Annotated in this window: 19 protein-coding genes and 1 riboswitch; of the genes, 9 read left to right on the forward strand and 10 right to left on the reverse strand. The window is 71.9% G+C overall.

All coding sequences use genetic code 11. The features are described from left to right. Positions 1 to 22 precede the first annotated feature (22 nt). Positions 23 to 1609, reverse strand: a complete 1587-nt coding sequence (locus BMZ82_RS08200; protein ID WP_093773265.1) for a GMC oxidoreductase — start codon at positions 1607 to 1609, stop codon at positions 23 to 25. A 165-nt stretch (positions 1610 to 1774) separates the two neighbouring features. Further along, a complete protein-coding gene (locus BMZ82_RS08205) occupies positions 1775 to 2917 on the reverse strand; it encodes a glycosyltransferase family 4 protein (RefSeq protein ID WP_093773267.1) in 1143 nt (380 codons plus the stop codon). A gap of 85 nt (positions 2918 to 3002) precedes the next feature. Here BMZ82_RS08205 and BMZ82_RS08210 point away from each other — a divergent pair, with 85 nt between their 5' ends. Continuing rightward, positions 3003 to 4259 (forward strand): glycosyltransferase family 87 protein, encoded by a 1257-nt coding sequence (locus BMZ82_RS08210; protein ID WP_093773269.1) that lies wholly within the window; start codon positions 3003 to 3005, stop codon positions 4257 to 4259. Here BMZ82_RS08210 and BMZ82_RS08215 read toward each other — a convergent pair. The 5 genes from BMZ82_RS08215 to BMZ82_RS08235 form a co-directional block, all read right to left on the reverse strand. Next, positions 4216 to 5442: a hypothetical protein gene (locus BMZ82_RS08215; protein WP_093773271.1), complete on the reverse strand. Its 1227-nt coding sequence runs from the start codon at positions 5440 to 5442 to the stop codon at positions 4216 to 4218. The genes BMZ82_RS08210 and BMZ82_RS08215 overlap by 44 nt on opposite strands. Positions 5443 to 5481: 39 nt before the next feature. Next, positions 5482 to 6504, reverse strand: a complete 1023-nt coding sequence (locus BMZ82_RS08220) for a C40 family peptidase (protein WP_093773273.1) — start codon at positions 6502 to 6504, stop codon at positions 5482 to 5484. 222 nt (positions 6505 to 6726) lie between these two features. After that, the gene (locus tag BMZ82_RS08225; RefSeq protein ID WP_093773275.1) at positions 6727 to 7767 is read right to left on the reverse strand and encodes a C40 family peptidase; all 1041 of its coding nucleotides are present in this window, start codon (positions 7765 to 7767) and stop codon (positions 6727 to 6729) included. A 266-nt stretch (positions 7768 to 8033) separates the two neighbouring features. Beyond that, complete coding sequence (locus BMZ82_RS08230) at positions 8034 to 9377, reverse strand: NYN domain-containing protein (RefSeq protein ID WP_093773277.1); 1344 nt, start codon at positions 9375 to 9377, stop codon at positions 8034 to 8036. A gap of 38 nt (positions 9378 to 9415) precedes the next feature. Further along, on the reverse strand, positions 9416 to 9655 hold the full coding sequence (locus tag BMZ82_RS08235) for a hypothetical protein (protein ID WP_093773279.1): 240 nt from the start codon (positions 9653 to 9655) through the stop codon (positions 9416 to 9418). A gap of 201 nt (positions 9656 to 9856) precedes the next feature. Between BMZ82_RS08235 and BMZ82_RS08240 the strand changes: the two genes are divergently transcribed. From BMZ82_RS08240 to BMZ82_RS08260, 5 genes are all read left to right on the forward strand, one after another. Beyond that, the gene (locus tag BMZ82_RS08240; RefSeq protein ID WP_093773281.1) at positions 9857 to 10585 is read left to right on the forward strand and encodes a rhomboid family intramembrane serine protease; all 729 of its coding nucleotides are present in this window, start codon (positions 9857 to 9859) and stop codon (positions 10583 to 10585) included. A 797-nt stretch (positions 10586 to 11382) separates the two neighbouring features. Continuing rightward, positions 11383 to 12450: a polyprenyl synthetase family protein gene (locus tag BMZ82_RS08245; protein ID WP_093773283.1), complete on the forward strand. Its 1068-nt coding sequence runs from the start codon at positions 11383 to 11385 to the stop codon at positions 12448 to 12450. After that, complete coding sequence (locus BMZ82_RS08250; RefSeq protein WP_093773285.1) at positions 12447 to 13385, forward strand: terpene synthase family protein; 939 nt, start codon at positions 12447 to 12449, stop codon at positions 13383 to 13385. Before BMZ82_RS08245 ends, BMZ82_RS08250 begins: the two co-directional genes overlap by 4 nt. 9 nt (positions 13386 to 13394) lie before the next feature. Further along, positions 13395 to 14789 carry a cytochrome P450 gene (locus tag BMZ82_RS08255; RefSeq protein WP_093773287.1) on the forward strand — a complete coding sequence of 465 codons (1395 nt, stop codon included), beginning with the start codon at positions 13395 to 13397 and terminating at the stop codon, positions 14787 to 14789. A 62-nt stretch (positions 14790 to 14851) separates the two neighbouring features. Further along, positions 14852 to 16210, forward strand: a complete 1359-nt coding sequence (locus tag BMZ82_RS08260) for a cytochrome P450 (protein WP_093773289.1) — start codon at positions 14852 to 14854, stop codon at positions 16208 to 16210. A gap of 17 nt (positions 16211 to 16227) precedes the next feature. Here BMZ82_RS08260 and BMZ82_RS08265 read toward each other — a convergent pair whose 3' ends face one another. Further along, a complete protein-coding gene (locus BMZ82_RS08265) occupies positions 16228 to 17403 on the reverse strand; it encodes a cytochrome P450 family protein (protein WP_093773291.1) in 1176 nt (391 codons plus the stop codon). A 143-nt stretch (positions 17404 to 17546) separates the two neighbouring features. Between BMZ82_RS08265 and BMZ82_RS08270 the strand changes: the two genes are divergently transcribed. From BMZ82_RS08270 to BMZ82_RS08280, 3 genes are read left to right on the forward strand one after another with little or no spacing between them, the layout of a single operon-like run. Beyond that, positions 17547 to 18257, forward strand: a complete 711-nt coding sequence (locus BMZ82_RS08270) for a TetR/AcrR family transcriptional regulator (protein WP_093773293.1) — start codon at positions 17547 to 17549, stop codon at positions 18255 to 18257. After that, positions 18254 to 19552: a phthiocerol/phthiodiolone dimycocerosyl transferase family protein gene (locus BMZ82_RS08275; protein WP_093773295.1), complete on the forward strand. Its 1299-nt coding sequence runs from the start codon at positions 18254 to 18256 to the stop codon at positions 19550 to 19552. The genes BMZ82_RS08270 and BMZ82_RS08275 overlap by 4 nt, the downstream gene beginning before the upstream one ends. A 45-nt stretch (positions 19553 to 19597) precedes the next feature. Then, a complete protein-coding gene (locus BMZ82_RS08280; protein ID WP_057579946.1) occupies positions 19598 to 19879 on the forward strand; it encodes an Lrp/AsnC family transcriptional regulator in 282 nt (93 codons plus the stop codon). 42 nt (positions 19880 to 19921) lie between these two features. Here the strand turns inward: BMZ82_RS08280 and BMZ82_RS08285 are convergent, their stop codons facing one another. Continuing rightward, positions 19922 to 21295 (reverse strand): aminotransferase class V-fold PLP-dependent enzyme, encoded by a 1374-nt coding sequence (locus BMZ82_RS08285; protein ID WP_093773298.1) that lies wholly within the window; start codon positions 21293 to 21295, stop codon positions 19922 to 19924. 169 nt (positions 21296 to 21464) lie between these two features. Beyond that, a riboswitch (SAM riboswitch) is annotated at positions 21465 to 21581 on the reverse strand. Between the two features lie 74 nt (positions 21582 to 21655). Further along, entirely contained in the window at positions 21656 to 22720 is a 1065-nt protein-coding gene (trpD, locus tag BMZ82_RS08290; protein ID WP_093773300.1) for an anthranilate phosphoribosyltransferase, read from the reverse strand. Between the last annotated feature and the right edge of the window lie 5 nt (positions 22721 to 22725).

The raw sequence follows: 22725 nt of genomic DNA on the forward strand, positions 1-22725 counted from the left end.
TTTCTTATCTCTTGACGGTGCGTCATGGCGCGGTGTCCTCCACGAGGACCCGCGCCATGGTGCGTTCGGCGAGCGCGGTGATGGTGACGAACGGGTTCACGCCGATGTTGCCGGGCACCAGTGCACCGTCGGTGACGTACAGCTTCGAATACCCCTTCACCCGGCCGTAGTCGTCGGTCGCCTTGCCCAACACGCAGCCGCCGAGCGGGTGGTAGGTGAAGTCGTCGGCGAAGATCTTGTTGCCGGTGCCGAAGAGGTCGTAGCGGTAGATGGTGGAGTTCGCCGCGTTGATCCGGTCGAACAGGTTCTTCGCCATGGCGACGGAGACGGCGCTCTGGGCCGCGCTCCAGCCCAGGTTGACGCCCCCGCTCGCCGAGTCGTAGGTGAACGCGGCCCGTTGCGGGTTCTTGGTGATCGCCAGATAGAGGCTGACCCAGTGTTCGAGTCCGGTGGGCAGCGGGGCGATCTCCGCGAAGACGGGGTTGGCGGTGTTGGCCCAGTCGTCGATGCCCATGACCGGCATGGTCGACTGGTTGGCGCCGACGGTGTCCCACAGGTGGTTGGCGCGCCCGAGCATCACGTTCCCGTTGGTGCCCCAGCCGGCCCCGACGGACGCGTCCAGCGCGGGCAGCGTGCCCGTGTCCCGTGCCCGGACGAGGAGTTCGCTGGTGCCGAGGCTGCCGCCGCCGAGGAAGAGGTAGGTGCAGCCGTACTGCTTGGTCTCGACGACCGTGCCGCTGTCGTCGATGCGGTCGGCGGTGAGGACGTAACTCCCGTCGCTCGCCCGGCTGATGGCGCGCACCTTCTCCATGGTGTGGATCGTGACGTTGCCGGTGCCGAGCGCCGCCGCCAGATACGTCTTGTCGAGGCTCTTCTTGCCGTAGTTGTTGCCGTAGATGACCTCCTGTCCGAGGGCGGACCGGGTGGCGGTGCCGGCGGCCTCGCGCTGCATGTAGCCGAAGTCGTAGACGCTGGGCACGAAGGTGGTCTTCAGGCCGGTGTTCGCCGCGTGCTTCCGGGAGACGCGGGTGAACCGGTACCACTCGGTCGACTCGAACCAGGCGGGGTCGACGGTGTTGACGCCGAGCATGGCGCGGGCGCGCGGGAAGTACGTCGCGTACATCTCGCTCGCGTCGACGGTGGGGAACTGCTCGGCGAAGTAGGACGGCAGCGGGGTGACCGCCATCGAGCCGTTGACCAGCGAGCCGCCGCCGACCCCGCGCCCCACGAAGACGGACATGTCGGCGAAGTGCACCCGGTCCAGGACGCCCGGGTAGCGGCTGATGTCCTTGTTGACGACGTCCAGCCACAGGAAGGTGGCCAGCGGCGCTTCGGTGCGGGTCTTGAACCACATGGAACGGGAGTCGGGGCTTGCGGTGTTGCAGAAGACCTTGCCGTCGGTACCGGCCGTGTTCCACAGCCGGCCCATCTCGATGACGAGGGTGCGGATGCCGGCCTGGCCCAGGCGCAGGGCGGCGACGGCGGCGCCGTAGCCGGAGCCGACGACTATGGCGGGGGCGGACTCGACCGCGGCGGGCTCGTCCGCGTGGGCGGACTGCAGGCCCACGCGGGTGAAACCGAGAGTGGCCGCCGTCTGGAGGGCGGCCATACCAAGGATTTGACGTCTCGTCAGGTGACGCTGCATCAGTTTGGCTGTCATGAGCGCAGCATCAGCGCAAATCCGCCGCCCGCCTAGAGCCCGAACGGAAAAGCCTGGAACAAAAGCCTGGAGCAATGTCGAGAACAAGCTCTGGAACAAGCCCTGGAACAAGCTCTAGAGCAATGTTTTGAGACGCTCGGCGAGGAGGTCCCAGCGCCAGCGCTCCTCCACCCACCGCCGCCCCCGCTCGCCCATCCGGCGGCGCAGCTCGGCGTCCCCCAGCAGGACGGTGATCCGCTCGGCGACGTCGGCGGGGGCGCCGCCCCGTACGACCCACCCCGTCTCCCCGTCGAGCACGGCGTCCGGCGCCCCGCCCGAGTCCCCGGCGACCACGGGCAGTCCGGTCGCCGACGCCTCCAGGTAGACGATCCCGAGGCCCTCGACGTCGAGTCCGCCGCGCCGCGTCCGGCACGGCATCGCGAAGACGTCCCCGGCGCCGAAGTAGGCGGGCAGCTCGGACCATTCCACGGCCCCGGTGAAGTGCACCGAACCCGCCACCCCGCGCTCGTGGGCGAGCCTGCGCAGGTCCTTCTCGTAGGGGCCGCCGCCGACGATCAGCAGGACCGCGTCCGGCTCGGCGGCCAGGATCCGGGGCATGGCGAGGATCAGCGTGTCCTGCCCCTTGCGCGGCACCAGCCGCGAGACGCACACGACGACCGGGCGGCCGGTCAGCCCGAGCCGCGCACGCACCGCTTCGCCGCCGGAGCCCGGGTGGAAGGTCTTCTCGTCGACGCCCGGCGGCAACTGCACCATCCGGCCGGCCGCCTCGGCGCTCAGCGCGGTCGCGATCCGCGAGCGGGTGTACTCGCCGAGGTAGGTGACGGTGTCGGTGACCTCGCCGATCCGGCCGAGGAGCTGCCGGGCGGCGGGCAACTGCGCCCACCCGGCCTCGTGCCCGTGCGTGGTCGCCACCAGCCGCTCGGCGCCCGCCTTGCGCAGCGCCGGCGCCATCAGCCCGAGCGGCGCGGCGGCCCCGAACCACACCGACGTGCACCCGTGCTCCCGCAGCAGCCCGACGGCCCGCCGGGTCGCCGCGGGCGTCGGCAGCAGCATCGTCGTGGAGTCCCGTACGACGGTGAAGGGCTGCTCGGCGTCGAACGCGGCCGTCGCCTCGACGCCCTCGCGGGAACGCTTCCAGGTGGAGGCGTAGACGACGAGGCGGTCGGGGTCGAGGCGGAGTGCCATGTTGTGCAGGAACGCCTGGATACCGCCCGGGCGGGGCGGGAAGTCGTTCGTCACGATCAGGGTCTTGTGCATAGCGGCCATCGCAGCCGACCCTATCCAAACGCCGCGCACAGCCGCGCCGACCGCGCTTCACAGCCGCCCGGGGGATCATGACCCCATGACGACGAAGGCCCCGAGACCGCCCCTGGCCTCGACCTCGCCCCTGACCTCGCTGCTGGTGACATGGGGTGTGACCCGGCTGGTCCTGCTGCTCTTCGTCTTCAAGGTGCTCCTCTTCCCCGGCCCGGACGTCACCACCGACGTCTCCGTCACCTACCAGGGCTGGTACGAGGTCCTGCGCACCGGGGCGTTCCCGCAGTCCGACGTCACCTGGCAGTACCCGCCCGCGGCAGCCCTGGCGATCCTCTCCCCCGCCGTCCTGCCCTTCCTCTCCTACGCGTCGGCCTTCTTCATCCTGGCCTTCCTCGCCGACCTGGCCGTCCTGACGCTCCTGCTGAACACGGGCCTGCGCCCGGGCCGTTCCCTGCGTGGCGCCTGGCTGTGGACGGCGGGCGCGCCGCTCCTCGGCCCGACCCTCTACTCCCGCTACGACGTCATGGTGACGGCGGTCGCGGTAGCCGCACTGCTCGCGGGCACCCGCCGCCCCCGGCTGATGGGTGCGCTGACGGGCCTGGCGGCCCTGCTGAAGGTCTGGCCGATACTGCTGCTGGCAGGCGCGGTACGCAAGCGGGCCTGGACCACAGCAACCCTGACGGCAGCCGCCCTATCGGCCCTCTTCGCTCTCGCGATGCCGGGCGCCTTCGCCTTCCTCACCTTCCAGCGCGACCGGGGCACGGAGGTGGAGTCGGTGGGCGCGCTGGCCCTCCATGTGGCCCGCCAGTTCGGCTGGCCGGGCCAGGTGCTCATGAACTACGGCTCACTGGAGTTCCTGGGCCCGTACGTCGGCATCGTGAGCGATGTGTCCCTGGCCCTGACCGCGGTCGCGTTCGGCTGGCTGCTGCGGTGGCGGCTGACGGCGCGCCGCTTCACCCCGCACACACTCGCCGACGCGGCGTTCACGGCGGTCCTGCTCTTCACCGTCACCAGCCGGGTCATCAGCCCCCAGTACCTGATCTGGCTGATCGGCCTCGCAGCGGTCTGCCTGTGCTTCCGCACCACCCGCATGACCCTCCCCGCCACCCTGACCCTGACCGCGTCGTCGCTGACGGTCCTGGAATTCCCCATCCTCTTCGAGGACGTCGTCACCAGCACCCCCCTGGGCATCACCCTCCTGTTCCTGCGCAACGGGCTGCTGCTGGCCGCGACGGTGACAGCGGCCCGGCGACTGTGGCGGTCGACGGTACCGACACCCACGGCGTCCGCTCCCGGGGTCAGCCGAGTTGAGTGCGCACGTACTCCCGCCAGTCCGCCGTGAACTGGGGCAAGGACGTGCCCAGGACGGTCTTCAAGGCGTTTTCCACTGCTCCGGGGCGTTCCCTGTGGGTGCCCACCGTGCGGTAGAACTCGTCGAGTTTCGGTTCGCCCCAGTGTTCGGCGATCATGCGGCAGGCCAGCCAGCCGCCCTCGTAGGCCGAGGCGAGGCGGTTCGCGTCGCCGGTGAAGCCGAAGTCGGTGTCGGTGGGGAGGGCCGTCGGGAGGTCGTCGGAGGTGACGGCGTGCTGGAGTTCGGGGGCGGCCTCGGCGGGGGTGCGGTCGGTGTCGCGGTAGCCGACCCAGTCGGCGTAGCCCTCGGACAGCCACAGCGGGGTGGCGGCGTTGGTGTGGGCGCGGGTGGCGACGTGGGTGGTCTCGTGGGTGAGGACCACCTGCCGGCCGACCCTGCCGAGCATGCCGTACGCGTCGGGGTTGACGATGACCCGGTCGGCGGGTGTCTTCGCCCCGCCGCCCGTCTCGCCCGTCGTCACCGCGGCGATGCCCCGGTAGGAGGAGGCTGGCGAGCCGAGCAGCGCCGCCATGCCCTCCAGGGACTTCGGTACGAGGACGACGACGTGCCCGGCCCAGTCGGTGCCCCAGGCCGCCGACACCGCCGGGACGGCGTCGTCCGCCAGGTCCGCGAAGGACCGCAGCCGGGCGGCGGACTGGCCGGCCCCCAGCACGAGACTGTGCGCGCCCCGCACGACGCTCACCGTGCCCTGGTCCCACAGTTGCTCGCCGGTCTTCTTCGCGGGCCGCTCGGAGGTCACCGACCACTGCCCGGCCCCGCCACGGGCCAGGCCGAGGACGCGGGACGTGGTCACCGGAGCCTTGTCGTAGCCGTCCACCCGGTAGCTCAGTTGGGCGTCGGCGGTGGCGGAGGTGGCGGAGTCGCCGTCCTCGTGGACTGCCGTCACTCGGTATGACCAGGTCGCCAGTGGGACGGCTCGGACGGCCGTGTAGTCGGCCGCGGTGCCGGTGGTCGCGTAGGCGCTCGCGTCGTGGCCGAGGAGCGCGGCGGCGCGGCGGTCCAGGACCCGCTGTACGTCGGCACGGGCGCTGTCCGTGGCGGGGCGGCCGCCGCCGCAGCCGACCAGGGACACCAGCAGCGCGAGGAGCAGCGGCACGAGCAGCAGGCAGCGCCCCGGGAACCGGGAGCCGCGCGTCCGCCGTCGACCAGCCATCCACCCGATCGTACGGCGACCGCCCCGCACGGGACGCGGTCAGGGCCTGGTGACGGACGACACCGGCATCATCCCGACCGGGTCGTAGCGCACCGGCGCGCCCGGGTAGGGGGCGTGGATGACCTGGCCGTTGCCGACGTACATGCCGACATGGCTGGCGTCGGAGCGGTAGGTGACGATGTCGCCGGGCTGGGCCTGGGACAGCGGCACCCGGCGGCCCGCGTGCGCCTGGGCCTGCGAGGTGCGCGGCAGGGAGACGCCGGCCTGCGCGTACGACCACTGCATGAGGCCCGAGCAGTCGAAGCCGGAGGGACCGGTGGCGCCCCACACGTACGGCTTGCCGAGCGCGGAGCGGGCGGCGGCCAGCGCCGCGCCCGCCCGGCCCGACGCCGGGACGACGCCCGAGAGGTCGGGCAGGTCCTCGCGGCCGGAACGGGACGCCCGGTCGTAGTCGGCGCGTTCGGCGGACGGCAGGGAGTTGAGCAACTGCCGCGCCTTGGCGAGCTTGCGCTCCACGGTCCGCTTGTGGCTCACGACGGCCTTGCGGCTCTTCTCCAGCTCGGCGAGCTTGCCCGCCGCCTCGGCGCGCTCCTGGGTCAACTCGCGCATGGCGCCCTGGAGTTCCTTCAGTTCACCGGCCTGGTGGGCGGTGATCCGGTCCAGGACGGACGCCTTGTCGAGGTAGTCCTCGGGGTCGTCGGAGAACAGCAGCGCGAGGGTCGGGTCGAGGCCGCCGGCCCGGTACTGTGCGCCGGCCAGCGAACCGAGCTGCTCGCGCATGCCGTTGATGCGCTCCTGCTGCCGGGCGATGTGGTCCTGGGCGTCGCCGACCTGCCTGCGCAGCGTGCCGGCGCGTTCGTCGGCCTTGTTGTAGGCCTCGGTGGCTTTCTCGGCCTCTTCGTAGAGACGGTCCACCTCGGAGCGGGTGTCGTCGTGCGGCGCGGCCGTGGCCGGTACGGCGGAGACGGCGCCGAGTGCGGCGGCCGCGAGGGACAGCACGCTCAGGGCGCTGCGGGCGCCCCCGTTGAACCCGGACTGTGCAAGGCGGCGATGGGACCCCACGGGAAGCCGCGCTCCTTCCGCTGGCGGACAGGGAAACGCGGCAGACAGTAGCCCGCGGCGGGGGGTCGGCCAACGACCTCGGCGGGCACACACAGTGACGCCCCACCGCTGACGCAGGTCACCGGCGGGGCGTGGGGTCACTTCTCGTCGTCACGATTCGCCCGTTCGGGCGGCGTGGTGTCCCGATCTTGAAGTTGATCGGACCCCACATGTCGGGCTTGGTCAGACGCGGACGCCGAACATGAACGGGCCGCCGATGGTGCTCATCGACTCGTAGCGGACGACGGTCCCGGTGCGCGGGGCGTGCAGGATCTGGCCGTTGCCCGCGTACAGGCCGACGTGGTGCAGGTCGTTGAAGAAGAACACCAGGTCGCCGACCTGGAGGTCGCTCTGCGAGTAGATCCGCGTCCCGATGTTGGCCTGCGACTCCGAGGTCCGCGGGATGCCGACACCGGCCTGCGCGTAGGCCCAGGAGGTGAGGCCCGAGCAGTCGTAGGACGACGGGCCGGTGGCACCGTAGACGTACGGCGTGCCGATCTTGGACTGGGCGGCGGAGAACGCGGCGGCGGCGCGGCCGGAGGCGGAGCCGGTGTCGCCGAGGTCGACGCGCTCGGTGGAGGAGCGGCTCGCGCGTTCCTGGTCGGCGGCGAGGTCGGACTTCTCCTTGGCCGTCAGCGTGTTGTACAGCTCCCGCGCCTCGGCCAGCTTGCCCTGGACTTCCTTCTTCTTCTTGCCCAGTTCGGTGCGGGTGGCGGCGAGGTCCTTGAGCTTGGTGGAGGCCTCGCTGCGCTCCTGGGCCAGCTCGCGCTGCTTCTCCTGGATCTTCTTCAGCGCCTCGACCTGCTGGGCGCTGAGCTGGTCGGCGGTGGACGCCTTGTCCAGGAAGTCGTCCGGGTTCGAGGAGAGGAGGAGCTGGAGGGAGGAGTCGATGGACCCGGTGCGGTACTGGGCGGCGGCCGCCAGGCCTATGGAGTCGCGCAGTTCGTTGAGGTCCGCCTGCCCGCGGGCGACGTTGTCCTGGATGGTGGAGATCTCCTTCTGGAGCTTCTCCTGCTTCTCCTGGGCCCCGTTGTACTGCTCGGTGGCCTGCTCCGCCTCTTCGTAGAGCTTGTCGACCTTGGTCTTGACCTCGTCCTTGGTGAGCTTCTCGCTGGGCGCCGCGTTGGCGGCCTGGGAGCTCAGGACGACGGCAGCGGCGGCTGCGGTGGTCAGCACGGTCACGCGGGCGCGACTGGGCTGCTTCGGTCGACGGTGGGACGCCACGGAGACGGGCTCCTTCTTTTGAGTGATCACCCGTGTGGAAGTTCGAGCGTATGGAGGTGCGGGGTCCAAACCTTAGTGACCTTGCCGTGATCAGTTCAAATCCCCAGGCGAAAAAAACGCATCACGCAACACAGTTTTTTCACACAACTCACGTGCGGTGATGTGCGATTGACCCTACGTTGCGCGACGAACCCGCCAATTCGGTCATTAAACCCGTAACTTCGACCTTAAGGACAGCCGCCGACCTTCAGGACAGCGAATGATGTTCAGGACAGTCGCTTCAGAAGTACCGCGGAAGCCACCGGCCGGGCGCCGGCCCTGGCCACCCCGTCGGCCACCTCCCGGTCGGTCGAGGCGACGATCACCGGCCGGCCGGGCGGCTCGGCCCGCACCAGTTGGCGGATCAGCTCGTCGGCGGTCACGCCCGGCTTGGAGAACAGCACCCGCACCCCGCGCGGCGGCGCGAGCAGCACCGGTGCGGCCAGTTCGGCCCCGTCGAAGACGCAGGTGACCTCGGCGCCGGTCTGCGCGGCGAGCTGCGAGAGCTGCCCGAGGAGCCGCAGCCGCTGCTTCTCCAGCGGCATCTGCGGATAGCCGGTCTTGGTGACGTTGTAGCCGTCGACGACGAGATGCGCCTGCGGCAGCGCGAGGAGCTGGTCGAGGATGGCCGGGTCGTTCTCCGACAGGGCGCGGGCCGCGATGTCCTTCGGGGTCATCCGGCCCGGCTCGACCGCGTCGACGGTCTCCGCCGGCCGTACCGACAGCGGCGGCAACGCCAGTTCCCGGCGCAGCCCCTGGGCCGCGTCGAGCACGGTGTCCAGCAGCAGCCGCAGCCGCATGTCCTCGACGCTGCGGCCCTCGCGCGCCGCCCGCCGGGTGGCCTCCAGGCTGCCCTCCACCTCGGCGAGCCGTGCCTTCAGCCGCCGGCTCTCGCTCTCCGCGGCGGACACCTGCGTGTGCCCCTCGGCGCGCACGGTCTCCATCTCGCCCTGCACCTTGCGCAGCGCGGCCTCACCGCGTTTGACGTCGCTGAGGGCCGAACGCAGCTTGCGGTGCAGCGACTCGGCCTCCTTCTTCGCCGCGTCCAGCTCCGCGCGCAGCCGCTCGGTGTCGGTCCGGGTCTGCTCACGGGCCCGGTCGAGCTCCTCGCGCAGCCGCTCCAGCTCGACCCGGCTCTCCTCGCCTGCCCGTTCGGCGTCCGCGCGCTGGGCCTCCTCGCCGGCCGCGGTGACCAGCTTCACCCAGCCCGCGGGCCGCAGCACATAGGCCGCGGCCGCCACGTCGAGCGGGTCCGCGGCCGGGGTCGGCGAGCCGGAGTCGAGAGCGCCGGACAGCTCCGGCTGACCCTCTCTGAACTTCTCGGCGATGCGTTGCCGGAACAGGGGGTCGGTCTCCAGTGCGGCCGCCATCGCGGTGCCCGCGAACTTGGCCCGCCGGTTCGGTGCGAACCGGGCGTACTGGCGCAACTGGGCGGGCAGTTCGCCGACGGTCAGCCCGCCGAAGCCGTCGGAGACGATCTGTACGACTCTGCGCCGCACGCCGTCCGGCAGCGGACGGTCGAGCATCTCGGCGGCGCCGTCGCCCGGCCCCCCGCCTGCGCTCTCCACCATCCGTCACACCCCACCTATCCGTGCGGGGCCGCCTCCCGTCAGGAGTCGGCGCCCGGCCGATCCACCAGTTCCACCTGATCCACGGCGTTGCACCAGCGGCACCGCACCGACTCGATGGTCTCACTGACCACCTCGCGCTCCTCGACCTTCGGCTCACCCGCGAGGTCGAGGTGCACGTACTCGACGACCTTCGACGAGCGCGTCACGTCGAACCGCGTGAGGTTGCCGCAGAGCGTGCAGCGCCACCGCGTGGCGGCGGTCGGCAGGGGAACCGTCATCGTGACTTTCCGCTCCTTCTAGTGTCATACGTCCGTCGTGCGCGCGTCGTCGTCCGTCGTGCTTCCCGGGCCGGGGTCGCCGGAGACTCCCCCGCCCATGTGGCTCGTAACCCTACGGCCTGGCGGGTACCCACCGCCCGTCCGTCCACGGCGGCGAGGCGGTCTGGGATGGTGCGTCCCGTTACGTCATGCTCTGTGGTCATGATCGGCAACTGGAGCGGGACCCCGCGCAGCACCCTCCGTAAGGCCCTCCGCAGCCCCTCGGCGCCGGTGACCTACGGGCTGATCGCCCTGTGCTGCCTGGTCTTCCTGGTCGGCCCCGGTTCGGGCCTCAACGCGGCGTACGGCACCGGCGACGAACTGCTGGCCGCGCAGCGGGCCTACTTCCGGCGCTGGGGCGTGGTGCCGGCCGAGCTCTTCGAGGGCGCTCCCCGGGCCGCCCTGACCCCGGCCACGGCCCTCTTCGTGCACGGGAGCTGGGTGCATCTGCTGGGCAACATGCTCTTTCTCTACGTCTTCGGGGCGCTGACCGAGGAGCGGATGGGCCGCGTCGAGTTCACGCTCTTCTACCTCGGCTGCGGCTACCTGGCCCTGCTGGGCTACGCCGCCGCCAACGCCGAGTCGTCGCAGTCCCTGGTCGGCGCGTCCGGGGCGATCTCCGCGGTCCTCGGCGCGTTCCTGTACCTGTTTCCCCGGGCCCGGGTGACCAGTCTCCTGCCGTTCCTGTTCTTCCTGCCGCTGCGCTTCCCGGCGTGGGTCGTGCTGCCGTTCTGGGCGGCCCTCCAGTGGGTGGCGGCGGGGCAGGCGGCCCAGGGGCCGGGGGTGGCGTATCTGGCGCACCTGGTCGGCTTCGGGCTGGGGCTCGGCTACGCGTGGGCGCGTTTCGGGCGGCGGACGGCCGGGGTGGTGCCGGACTCCGGCACGGGCTGAACTCCCCTCCCGTCCCGCATTCGGAATAGACGGTACGACCGCCGCCCCGATTTAACCGATCCCCTACACACGGCGAACCGCTCATCTCCCCGCGCTCCGATCGGTGCCCTCGCCAACGACTCGAACGTAATGCGGTGTCGAGGACGCCGTCCAGGCGGTTAGGCCTTGTCACCCACGGCTGCCTTGTGCCTAGTATTCGACCACCGGGATCGAGGCCGCTTCAGCAGGCCCGCGGTCCTGCCTGCCGATTTTCATGGGGGAGACTGGCATGGAACCACCGGGAAACAAACCTGTCCTTTTCAAGGCTCGCGCCGCCCGCATTGGCCACGATGGCCGCGATGCCCGAGATCCGCGACCGCGCGCCGATCCGCATACGCATACGCAAGTGCCGGCCGGCCGGTGGCGCGTATCGCCGTCGGCCCGCCGGGGCGTCGTCCGGCGTCGGCCGGTCGCCCTCCGCGGGCTCAGAGCGCTCCGCGTCGATCCGCTCTCCTGACCTCGATCGACCTGATCTCCTGACGTCGGCCGACACCGGCCGACCCCAGGTGCGCCGGGCAGTGTCGCCCCGCGCACCCCGTCAGGCCCAGGCCGAGTCCGAGGCCTTCCCGGCGGGCGGTCCGCCGGGCCTTTCGCCCGCCCATCATCCGGCCCGTTTCCGACATTCCGTCCGAACGCCGTTTCCTCCCGCACCGCCGTCGGCACCCCGCCGGCCGCGCGGTGACGGGTTGCCGACGCATGCCGTCCGGCGCGCGGTACCGAATTCACGGGCCCCACGAGTGGGGATGAAGCACGTAAACATGAGTACCCACACCATATCTCCCGACATACTGGACCCGGTCGCCACGAGGACCGCCGTCGACAGTGTTCTCTGTGAATTCCTCGAGAATCAGCGAAAGAACTCCGGGCAGCGCCAGTTGACCCGCCTCGTGGAATTACTTGAAGAATTCATGGTGGGCGGCAAGCGAATACGCCCGATTCTCACCGTGTTGGGCTGGCAGGCGGCCGGCGGAGAAAACGACTTGACGGCCGTGGTACGTGTGGCCGCCGCGCTGGAGATGTTTCACGCGTTCGCGCTCATCCACGACGACATCATGGACGACAGCGACACCCGGCGCGGCCGGCCGACCATCCACCGGATACTCGCCGGGAAACGCGGCGACGAGCGTGCCGAGCGCTTCGGAATCGGCGGCGCGATGCTGCTGGGCGACCTCGCCTTCGCCTGGTCGGACGACCTGCTGCACACCGCGGGACTCACCCCGGCGCAGTCGGCGGCGGTGCTGCCGCTGCTCACCGAGATGCGTACCGAGGTCATGCTCGGCCAGTACCTGGACCTGCGGGCGACCGGCGAGCTCACCGACGACGTCGACGCCACGCTGACCGTCAACCGCTACAAGACCGCCAAGTACACGATCGAACGGCCCCTGCACATCGGCGCCGCCCTCGCCGGCGCCGACGCCCGGACCCTGGCCGCCTGCACCGCGTTCGCGCTGCCTCTCGGCGAGGCCTTCCAGCTCCGCGACGACCTGCTGGGGGTGTACGGCGACGTCCGGGACACCGGCAAGTCGCGGCTGGACGACCTGCGGGCCGGCAAGAACACGACCCTGGTCGCGCTGGCGCTGCGCGCGGGCGGCCCCGCGCAGCGCGCCCGGCTGCGCACGCTGATCGGCGATCCCGGTCTGGACGAGACCGGCGCGGAGGAGGTCCGGGCCCTCTTCGAAGCCACCGGCGCCCGGGACGCCGTCGAGCGGATGATCGACGACCGTTACCGGCGGGCGCTGCGCGTGCTGGACACCGCCCCCTTCACCGCCGCCGCGGTCACCGCCCTCACCCACCTCTCCGCCACGGCCACCACGAGGAAGTCATGACCACGGAACTGACCACGCAACCCGGCACGCACCTGACCCCGACCCCGGCACAGGCGACGGGGATCGCCCGCCACCGGCAGGAGTGCACCGACCGCTTCGCCGCCCTGTTCGACCGGCACGTCGGGTACGAGGCCCAGAAGGTGCCGATGACGGACGCCGAGCTGCGCGAGGTCATCGACGCCTGCAACCGCGCGGTCGCGCCGCTCGGCAAGAGCGTCTCGGACAAGCGCTGGGTCTCCTACATGGACGTCGTGCGGTGGTCGCAAAGCGCCCGGCACATCAAGGACATGGAGGCCTTCAAGGCCGTCTGCGTGCTCAACTGCGTGACGTTCGTGTGGGACGACATGGACCCCGCCCTGCACGACTTCGACCTCTTCCTGCCCGAGCTGCGCGCGGTGTGCGAGCGGTACTACGCCCCGCAGGACGCGGAGTTCGCGTTCGAGGGCGCTCGCGCCTTCGTCACCAGCGACCACATGTTCCGTGACTCGGCGCTCAAGGAGGTGCTCTGCTCCACCTCGCCCGAGCAGTACTTCCGCTTCCGCGTCACCGACGTCGGCGTGGACTTCTGGATGCGGATGTCGTACCCGATCTACCGCCACCCCGAGCTGACCGAGCACTCCAAGACGGGCCTGGCCGCCCGGATGACCGCTCGCGGGCTGGCCATCGTCAACGACTTCTACTCCTACGAACGCGAGCACGCCCTCGGGCAGATCACCAACTGCTTCCGGCTGTGCGACATGTCGGACGAGGCCGAGTTCCAGGCGTTCTTCCAGGCCCGTCTGGACGACCTGGCCGAGGACATGGAGTGCATCAAGGCGTTCGACCCCCTCACCCGGGACGTCCTGCTCGACCTCCTGCACGGCAACTTCGTGTGGACGACCCAGGACCGGCGCTACCGGACCGCGGTCAACGACGTCAACTCACGGATCGAGTAGGACCGCCCGATGCACACCCCCGAATCACCCAAGCCGCCGAAGTCGTCCCCCTCGCCCAACTCGCCCTCGGCGCAACGGTCCTGGCGCTTCGGCGTCGCGCCCGGCGCCGTACCGCTGCTCGGGCACGTCCCCGCGCTGTGGCGCCGCCCCCTGGACTTCCTCGCCTCGCTCCCCGCGCACGGCGACCTGGTCGAGCTGCGGCTCGGTCCGGCCCGCGCCTATCTCGCCGCCCACCCCGAACTGGTCCGGCACATCCTGCTCAACCCGCGTGTCTTCGACAAGGGCGGCGTCTTCGACAAGGCACGCCAGCTCCTCGGCAACAGCCTGTCGGTGTCCCGGGGCGAGGAGCACCGCTTCCAACGGCGGCTGATCCAGCCCGCGTTCCACACCAAGAGGATCGCCGCCTACACGACGGCGGTGGCCGCGGACACCCGTACCGTCACGGACGCCTGGCGGCCCGGCGAGACCCGGGACATCGGCGAGGCCATGCACGCCCTGCTCATGCGGGTCGCCGCCCGCACCCTGTTCTCCACCGGGCTCGACGAGCACACCATCGAGGAGGCCCGGCAGTGCCTGCGGACCGTCTCGCACGGCATCTACAAACGCACCGTCGCCCCGCTGGGCGTCATGGAGAAGCTGCCCACCCCGGGCAACCGCGCCTACGACCACGCCAACACGCGGCTGCGGCAGATCGTGGCCGACATGATCGCGCAGCGCCGCCGGTCCGACGCGGACCACGGCGACCTGCTGTCCACCCTGCTGCGGGCGGAGCATCCGGAGACCGGTGAGCGGCTGGACGACGGCCAGATCCTGGACCAGGTCGTCACCTTCCTGGTGGCCGGCAGCGAGACCACCGCCTCCACCCTGGCGTTCGTCTTCCACCTCATGGGCACCCTCCCCGAGGTGGAGCGCCGGGTGCACGCCGAGGTGGACGCGGCGCTGGCGGGCCGCACCCCGGTCCACGACGACCTGCCCGCGCTGCCGTACACCCGCAACGTCATCACCGAGGCGCTGCGCCTGTACCCGCCGTCCTGGATGGCGATGCGGGTCGCCGCCGAGGACGTCGAACTCGGCGGGCGGATCATCCCCGCCCGGACGATGATCCTGTACAGCGCCTACGCCCTGCACCACAACCCCGAACTCTTCCCGGACCCCGAGACCTTCGACCCGGGGCGCTGGGAGGGCGAGCGGGCGGCCCAGGTGCCGCGCGGGGCGCTGCTGCCGTTCGGCGCGGGCAGTCACAAGTGCATCGGGGACGTCCTCGCGCTCACCGAGACCGCGCTGATCGTCGCGACCGTCGCCGCGCGCTGGCGGCTGCGGCCGGTGCCCGGCAGCCGACTGCGCCCGGAGCCGAAGGCCACCCTGGAGGCGGGCCCGCTCCCCATGATCCTGGAACCCCGCTGACCACCCCTCTCCTCCCACCTCCCACCTCTCTCCGTCGTACCGTCTCAGGGGGCGCAACCGGCATGAAGTCCCATTCCGACCTGGCCAGGCGCAGTTGGCGGATCGCCAAGGCGCCGGGCCGGCTTCCGCTGGCGGGTCACGCGCTGCATCTGGCGCGCCGCCCGCTGGAGTACCTCTCCTCGCTGCCCGCGCTGGGCGACCTGGTCGAGCTGCGGCTCGGCACCCGGCTCACCTATCTGCCCTGCCATCCGGAGCTGGTGCAGGAGGTGCTGCTGAACGCGCGGATCTACGACACCGGGGGCCCGGTGAAGGAGAAGGCCCGCCCGATCCTCGGCAACGGGCTGATCACGTCCGACTGGGCCGACCACCGCAGGCAGCGCCGGATGGTCCAGCCCGCCTTCCACACCGCGCGCATCGCGACCTACGCCGAGGTGATGCACGAGGAGTGCGCGGCGCACGCGCTGACCTGGCAGCCCGGCCGGCCGGTCGACGTCGGTGACGCGATGCAGGCGCTGACCGCGCGGGTGACGGCCCGCGCGCTGTTCTCGACGGAGATGGCGCCGCACTCGGTCGCGGAGATCCAGCGCAGCCTGCCGATCATGGTGCGCGGCGCGTTCCGCCGGGCGCTCGACCCCACCGGACTGCTGGCCCGGCTGCCGCTGGCCGCCAACCGCGAGTTCGACGCGGCGCTGCACCGGCTGCACACCCTCATCGACGGCATCGTCGGGGACTACCGGCGCTCCGGCGAGGACCGCGGCGACCTGCTGTCGGCGCTGCTGGCCGCGCGCGACGACGAGGACGGCGGCGCGCTGACCGACCAGGAGGTCCACGACCAGGTCATGACCCTGCTGCTGGCCGGCGTGGAGACCACCGCGAGCGCGCTGACCTGGGCCTGGCATCTGCTGGCGGCCCACCCGGAGGCGGAGGCACGGCTGCACGCCGAGGTCGACGAGGTGCTGGGCGGCCGTACCCCGACGTACGCCGACGTACCGAGGCTCGGTTACACCCAGCGGATCTTCACCGAGACGCTGCGCCTGTACCCGCCGGCCTGGATGTTCACCCGGATGACCACCCAGCCCACCGAACTGGCCGGCCACCCGCTGCCGACCGGCACGGACGTACTGATCAGCCCCTACGTCGTCCACCGCATCCCGGAGTTCTTCCCGCGCCCGGAGTCCTTCGACCCGGACCGCTGGCTGCCCGACCGGGCCAAGGACGTCACCCGCGGCTCGTACCTGCCGTTCGGGGCGGGCAGCCGCAAGTGCATCGGCGACGTCTTCGGCATGACGGAGGCGACCCTCGCCCTGGCCACCCTCGCCTCCCACTGGCGACTGCGCCCCGTACCCGGTACGACGGTCTCGCCCCGAGCCGAGATGAGCCTCACGGCGGGCCCGCTGCCGATGGTGCCGCAGCCCCGCTGACGGGAACCCCGCCCGCTCTAGCCGAAGGTGACGGGCAGGGCGTGCAGGCCGCGGAGCATCAGGCTGGGGCGCCAGCGCAGGTCGCCGGGGTCGGTGTCCAGGGCCAGGTCCGGGCACCGTTCCAGCAGGGTGCGGAAGGCGACGGCGCCCTGCATCCGGGCCAGCGGCGCGCCCAGGCAGTGGTGGATGCCGTAGCCGAAGGCCGTGTGGCCGCGGGCGTCGCGGCGGATGTCGAAGCGGTCGGGCTCGGCGAACCGGCGCGGATCACGGGACGCGGCGGCCAGGACGACGGCCACGGACTCCCCCGCGCCGATCAGCGTGCCGCCGATCTCCACCGGCTCCTTGGCGTAGCGGAACGCCGTCGTCTCCACCGGCCCCTCGTAGCGGAGCATCTCCTCCACCGCGTTCTCCAGCAGCGACCAGTCGCCGCGCAGCGCCGCCAACTGGTCCGGGTGGCGCAGCAGGGCGAGGGTGCCGCCGGACAGCAGGTTGGCGGCCGTCTCGTAGCCGGCCACCAGCAGCAGGAAGGCCATGCCGAGCATCTCCTCGGCGGCGAGCCCGTCCTCTTCCCCGTCGAGGTGACCGGCGAGCGCGCTCAGCAGGTCCTCGCCGGGCGCGCGCCGCTTGGCCGCGACGAGGTCGGCGAGGTATCCCGTCATGGCCTGGGCCGCGGCTCCGGCGACCTCGGGCCGGGTGAAGTCGGTGCTCTCCAGGTACCAGTCGTGGAACGTCTTGCGATCGCTCGCCGGCACACCGAGCAGCTCGCAGATCACGGCCAGCGGCAACGGCAGCGCGAACGACTCGACCAGGTCCGCGCGGCCCGACGGCAACATGGCGTCCACCAGTTCGTCCGCGATCCGCTGCACCTCGGGGCGCAGCGCCTCGATGCGCCGGGACGTGAACTCCCGCGCCACCAGCCCCCGCAGCCGGGTGTGCTGCGGCGGGTCCGTCTGCACCATGTTCAGGCCGATCGAGTTGCCGCCGTCGTCCTGCCACCCGGCCGAGTGCCTGATGTCGTTGGACAGCCGCGCGTCGGCCAGCGCCGACCGCGCCTCCGAGTGCCCGACGACGAGCCAGAACTCCCCCGACGCCGCCGTCCGCACCCGGTGCACCGGCCCCTGCGCGCGCATCCGCCCGTACACCGGATACGGATCGTCGACGAAGGTCCGGCCGAGCGCCGACAGATCTTGCATGCCATCAAATCCCGTTACGGACAACGGTGTTCCTCGCTTCGAATGCGCCGGGGCGGATGAGCGGGGAGTACTCCCCGGTTGACGGCGCGACCCTAGCAATGAAACGGGGAGCTGTCCCCGGTTTTGGTGTTAGGGTGCCGCCCATGGCCGGCGGAGAAGCACCACTAGCACCCCAGCGCAGGCGCAGCGACGCGCGCCGCAACCGCGAGACGCTGCTCGCCGCCGCCCGGGAGATCTACGCCGAACGCGGTGTGGACGCCCCGCTGGACGACATCGCCCGCCGGGCCGGCGTCGGCAACGCCACGCTGTACCGGCACTTCACCGACCGGGCCGAACTGATCGAGACCGTCTTCCACGACGTACTGGCCCCGATCGTGGCCGCGGCCCGCGAGACCCGCGACCGGGCGGACGCCTGGCACGGCCTCACCGCCTACCTGGACCACGTCTTCACCCTGCTGGCCGCCGACCGGGGCGCCGGCGACCTGATGACCACCGGCATCCGGGGCGTGCCCACGCTCGACACCCTGCGCGAGGAGAACCGGCGCACGCTGGAGACGCTGCTGCTGCGCGGCCAGGAACAGCGCACGATCCGCCCCGACCTCACCGTCGAGGACCTGCTGTTCCTGCTGGCGGCGCTGGGCCGGGCCACGCCCGCCGCCCCCGGGTCCTGGCGCCGCCATCTGGCCCTGATGCTGGACGGCCTGCGCCCCGAAGCCGCCCACCCGCTGCCCGAACCGCCGCTCGGCCCGGAGCAGTTCGAGGCCGCCCTGCACCGCCTCGGCACCGCTCCGCAGGCGTCGGACCGGCCGGAGAAGTCCCCTCGTCCACCGAGATCGGAGACCCCCGCTTCATGACCCACCAGCGCCCCATATCGCCGTTCGAGAGCGTCTACTTCGTGGACCTGGGAGCCGCGGGCCTCCCCCTGTACGACATGGCCGTGTTCGTGGACTGCCTGGTGCGCGGCCGGCTGGACCCGGCGCTGCTGCGGCGGGCGCTCGGCCTGCTGACCGAGCGCCATCCGATGCTGCGCTCCGAGGTGGCGGACGGCGACACAGGGCTCCTGCTGCGGGTCCGGGACCGGGTCGAACCGCCGCTCACCGTGCTCGACGGCATCGAGGACACCTACGCCGAACTGATCAACACGCGGCCCGACTGGACCGAGAGCCTGCTGCACGCCTGGCTGCTGACCGACGGCGAGCGCAGTCAGGTCGTGCTCGGCGTCCACCACGGGGTGATCGACGGCCGCTCGGTCTTCCCCCTGCTCGACGAGTTCTGGCGGTACTACAGCGCCCTGGCGGCCGGCGCGAGCCCGTCCGTGGAGCGGCGCGAGGCGCTGCCCGAGGCCATCGACACCCGGCTGGCCGGCACGCTGCCGGACGCGGAGATCGACGCGCTGGTCGACGCGATCGCGCAGGGCGCGGGGGCCGACGTCAAGCCCGCCGCCCTGCCCACCGAAGGGGTGGGCCGCCCCGACCGGCCCGACGCGGCGCGCCGTTTCGTGGTCGACCGGCTGGAGTTCTCCGAGGAGACCACCGACGCCGTGGCGGCCGCCGCCCGGAGTCGCGGGGTGAGCGTCAACAGCCTCGTCACGGAGCTGCTCCTGACCGCCGTACGCGCCCAACTCGCGCCGGAACACGGCCCGTTGACGATGACCTGCGGGCACGCGGTCGACCTGCGCACCCGGCTGACGCCCGAGCTGCCGCGCGCCACCACGCTCAACTGCGTCACCGGCCTGCAGACCACGCTGACCGTCGGCCACGACGACCCGCCGGGGGCGGTGGGCCGGGAGGTGGCCGGCCAGATGACCGGCGCGCTGGCCCGGCGCGACCCCGAGCGGTCCCTCCTTGCCGCGCTGCGGGCCGGCGCGCGGGGCATCCCGGTGCCCGTGCCGGTCGTCAGCTACGGCATCTCCAACCTCGGCCGGATCCCCGCGCCACCCGTCCCGCAGGACGTACGGCTGCTGCGCTTCGGCGCGACGGGCAACGCGCCGGGCATGCCGCCCAAGATCCTGGTCGCGGGCCTCGGCGGCCGACTGCTCGTGCAGAACGAGTACGACGCCTGGACCTACGCCCCCGAACAGATGCGGCGCGTGCGCGAGGCGCTGCGCGGATCGCTGTCCGCCTTTGGTGAGCCACGGCTCACGTCATAGAGTGAGGCCCGCCCAGCTCCGGCCCCCCGAGGGAGAGAACCAGCCGTGATCACCGCGATCGTCCTCATCAAGACCAGCGTGGACCGGATCCCCGAGATCGCCGAACGGATCGCCTCCCTGGAGTCCGTGAGCGAGGTCTTCTCCGTCACCGGGACCTACGACCTGATCGCCATGGTCCGGGTCAAGCAGCACGAGGACCTGGCGGAGGTCATCCCGGGCAGCATCAGCAAGATCCCCGGGGTGGAGGGGACGGACACGCACGTCGCCTTCCGCACGTACTCGCAGCACGACCTGGAGGCGGCGTTCGCGATCGGGCTGGACTCCTGACCGCCTGACCACGCCCGAACACCGCCCCCGGCGGCCGGTCTGCTACACCGCCGGGACGCAGCGGCCGCCTTCCGTCCGGTACTGCCACCGCGCGCCGTCGGCGACCAGTTCGCGCACCGCGTCGACGAAGCGCTCCACGTGCTCGTCGGGGGTGCCGGCGCCGAAGCTGACCCGGATCGCGTTGAGGGACTTCTCGCCCGGTGCCGCCTCGGGGGCCCCGCACTCGCCCTGGGTCTGCGGGTCGCTGCCCAGCAGGGTGCGGACCAGCGGGTGGGCGCAGAACAGGCCGTCGCGGACGCCGATGCCGTACTCGGCGGAGAGCGCGGCGGCGAAGTGGGAGCTGTTCCAGCCCTCGACGACGAACGAGAGCACGCCGACCCGGGGGGCGTCGTCGCCGAACAGGGACAACACCCTGACCTGCGGCACCTCGGCCAGGCCCGCCCGCACCTTCGCGATCAGGTACTCCTCGCGGGCCACCAGCGCGTCGAAGCCGGCCTCGGTGAGCGCCGTGCACGCCGAGGCGATGGAGTACGCGCCGATCACGTTCGGCGAGCCGGCCTCGTGGCGGGCGGCGCTCTCGTGCCACTCCACGTCCACGCCCCCGTCCGCGCGCCGCGTCACCTTGCGGCTCGCGCCGCCGCCCGCGAGGTAGGGGTCGGCCGCGACCAGCCAGTCGGCCCGCCCGGCCAGGACACCGGAGCCGAACGGGGCGTACAGCTTGTGCCCGGAGAAGGCGACCCAGTCAACGTCGAGGTCACGGACGGAGACCGGGTGGTGGGGCGCCAACTGGGCGGCGTCCAGGACGATCCGGGCGCCGTGCGCGTGGGCGGCGGCGGCCAGTTCACGCACCGGCCACAGCTCGCCGGTGACGTTCGACGCGCCGGTGACGCAGACCAGGGCCGGGCCCTGCGGCTCGCGGTCGGCGAGGGCCCGCTCCAGGGTCTCGACGGCCTGGCGCGGGGTGCGCGGGGCGTCGAGGTAGGTCACCCGGGCGTCCTGCCAGGGCAGCAGCGAGGCGTGGTGCTCGGTCTCGAAGACGAAGACCTGGCAGTCGGCGGGCAGCGCCCGCGCCAGCAGGTTGAGGGAGTCCGTCGTCGAGCGGGTGAAGACCAACTGGTCGTCGGGGCGGCAGTCGAGGAACTCCTCGACCGTGCGGCGGGCGTTCTCGAAGAGGTCCGTGGAGAGCTGGGAGAGGTAGCCGGCACCCCGGTGGACACTGCCGTAGTACGGGGCGTAGGCCGCCACGTCGTCCCAGACGCGCTGGAGGGCGGGGGCGCTGGCCGCGTAGTCGAGCGCCGCGTAGGTGACCTCGCCGCCCGTCACGAGCGGGACGGTGACATCCCGTCCCAGAACGGGCAGCGGGGCACAAAGGGGCTGGGCCGAGACAGCGGTGGAGGCAGCACTGGAGACAGACATGACGGGGCTCCCGTGAGAGGAAAGAGGAACGGCGCGGCGGACGGAGCGCGGCGGCCGGAAAAAAGGGGTGTGCGGAGGCGGGGCGGTAGCCCTATCGCATTCGCTTGCTCACGGAAGACTCCCTCGAGACCCAGGACCCCTGGACTGCGTTCGCTCGACGAGCGGGAGGGGTCCGCGCTTGCCGTAGACCTCACTGCCTACGACCTGGTCTTCACCCGGGGCACCCCGCCACGGACGGAGGGTTGCCGGACAGTCGGCCGGGGCCTCATGACTGTCACTCATGACCTGATACAGGAACGTACGTGAAGTGATCGCGGTCCCGCAACCCGTGTCCGGATCGCGGGACCGCGCCACCACCGGCTACGCGTTGCTGGCGGCCACCCAGCGCTCCAGGGACCGCTTGGCCGCGCCGGAGTCGATCGACTCCGCCGCCTTGGCCATACCGTCCCGCAACTGCCCCGCCAGCGGCCCGCCGCCCGGTTCGAGCGCCACGAGCGCCGCCGCCGAGTTCAGCAGCACGGCGTCGCGCACCGGGCCCGGGTCGCCCTCCAGGAGGCGGCGGGCCACCTCCGCGTTGTACGACGGGTCGCCGCCGCGCAGGGCCTCCACCGGGACCAGGTCGAGGCCGACGTCCCGCGGGTCGAAGGCCTCCTCGGCGACCTTGCCGTCGCGGACCACCCACACCCGGGAGGTGGCCGTCGTGGTCAGCTCGTCCAGACCGTCGTCGCCCCGGAAGACCAGCGACGAGTTGCCGCGCTCGGCGAAGACGCCCGCGACGACCGGCGCCATCCGCGGGTCCGCGACCCCGACCGCCTGGCTGCGCACCTTCGCCGGGTTGGTCAGCGGGCCGAGCACGTTGAACACCGTACGGATGCCCAACTGGCCGCGCGCCGCGCCCACATGACGCAGCGCCGGATGGAACTTGATCGCGAAGCAGAAGGTGATCCCGGCCTCCTGTGCCACCTCCGCCACCCGCCCCGGCGTCAACTCCAGATTGACGCCGAGCCTCTCCAGGACGTCCGAGGCACCGGACGCGGAGGACGCGGCCCGGTTGCCGTGCTTGACGACCGTGGCGCCCGTGCCGGCCACGACGATCGACGACATCGTGGAGATGTTGACCGTCTTCGCGCCGTCGCCGCCGGTGCCGACGATGTCGACGGTCGGCCCCGGCACCTCGATCAGGTTGGCGTGCTCGTACATCGCCCGGACCAGCCCGTTGATCTCCTCGACGGTCTCGCCCTTGGCGCGCAGCGCCACCACGAACCCGGCGATCTGCGCGTCGCTCGCCTCACCGCGCATGATCCGGTCCAGCGCCCAGAACGTGGCGTCCGCGCCCAGGTCACGGCCGGACAGCAGGCCGTTCAGCACCTCGGGCCAGGAACGGCCCGCCGCGGTGTCGCCTCCAGCGGGGGTCACAGCGCTCATAGCCG

Origin of the sequence: Streptomyces sp. yr375, from assembly GCF_900110755.1 — a bacterium.
Lineage (GTDB): Bacteria > Actinomycetota > Actinomycetes > Streptomycetales > Streptomycetaceae > Streptomyces.

Coding starts and splice junctions, on each gene's coding strand:
- BMZ82_RS08200 (WP_093773265.1), bottom strand. CDS start 1,609: ATGGCCGCCCTCCAGACGGCGGCCACTCTCGGTTTCACCCGCGTGGGC.
- BMZ82_RS08205 (WP_093773267.1), bottom strand. CDS start 2,917: ATGCACAAGACCCTGATCGTGACGAACGACTTCCCGCCCCGCCCGGGC.
- BMZ82_RS08210 (WP_093773269.1), top strand. CDS start 3,003: ATGACGACGAAGGCCCCGAGACCGCCCCTGGCCTCGACCTCGCCCCTG.
- BMZ82_RS08215 (WP_093773271.1), bottom strand. CDS start 5,442: ATGGCTGGTCGACGGCGGACGCGCGGCTCCCGGTTCCCGGGGCGCTGC.
- BMZ82_RS08230 (WP_093773277.1), bottom strand. CDS start 9,377: ATGGTGGAGAGCGCAGGCGGGGGGCCGGGCGACGGCGCCGCCGAGATG.
- BMZ82_RS08235 (WP_093773279.1), bottom strand. CDS start 9,655: ATGACGGTTCCCCTGCCGACCGCCGCCACGCGGTGGCGCTGCACGCTC.
- BMZ82_RS08240 (WP_093773281.1), top strand. CDS start 9,857: ATGATCGGCAACTGGAGCGGGACCCCGCGCAGCACCCTCCGTAAGGCC.
- BMZ82_RS08245 (WP_093773283.1), top strand. CDS start 11,383: ATGAGTACCCACACCATATCTCCCGACATACTGGACCCGGTCGCCACG.
- BMZ82_RS08250 (WP_093773285.1), top strand. CDS start 12,447: ATGACCACGGAACTGACCACGCAACCCGGCACGCACCTGACCCCGACC.
- BMZ82_RS08255 (WP_093773287.1), top strand. CDS start 13,395: ATGCACACCCCCGAATCACCCAAGCCGCCGAAGTCGTCCCCCTCGCCC.
- BMZ82_RS08260 (WP_093773289.1), top strand. CDS start 14,852: ATGAAGTCCCATTCCGACCTGGCCAGGCGCAGTTGGCGGATCGCCAAG.
- BMZ82_RS08265 (WP_093773291.1), bottom strand. CDS start 17,403: ATGCAAGATCTGTCGGCGCTCGGCCGGACCTTCGTCGACGATCCGTAT.
- BMZ82_RS08270 (WP_093773293.1), top strand. CDS start 17,547: ATGGCCGGCGGAGAAGCACCACTAGCACCCCAGCGCAGGCGCAGCGAC.
- BMZ82_RS08275 (WP_093773295.1), top strand. CDS start 18,254: ATGACCCACCAGCGCCCCATATCGCCGTTCGAGAGCGTCTACTTCGTG.
- BMZ82_RS08285 (WP_093773298.1), bottom strand. CDS start 21,295: ATGTCTGTCTCCAGTGCTGCCTCCACCGCTGTCTCGGCCCAGCCCCTT.
- trpD (WP_093773300.1), bottom strand. CDS start 22,720: ATGAGCGCTGTGACCCCCGCTGGAGGCGACACCGCGGCGGGCCGTTCC.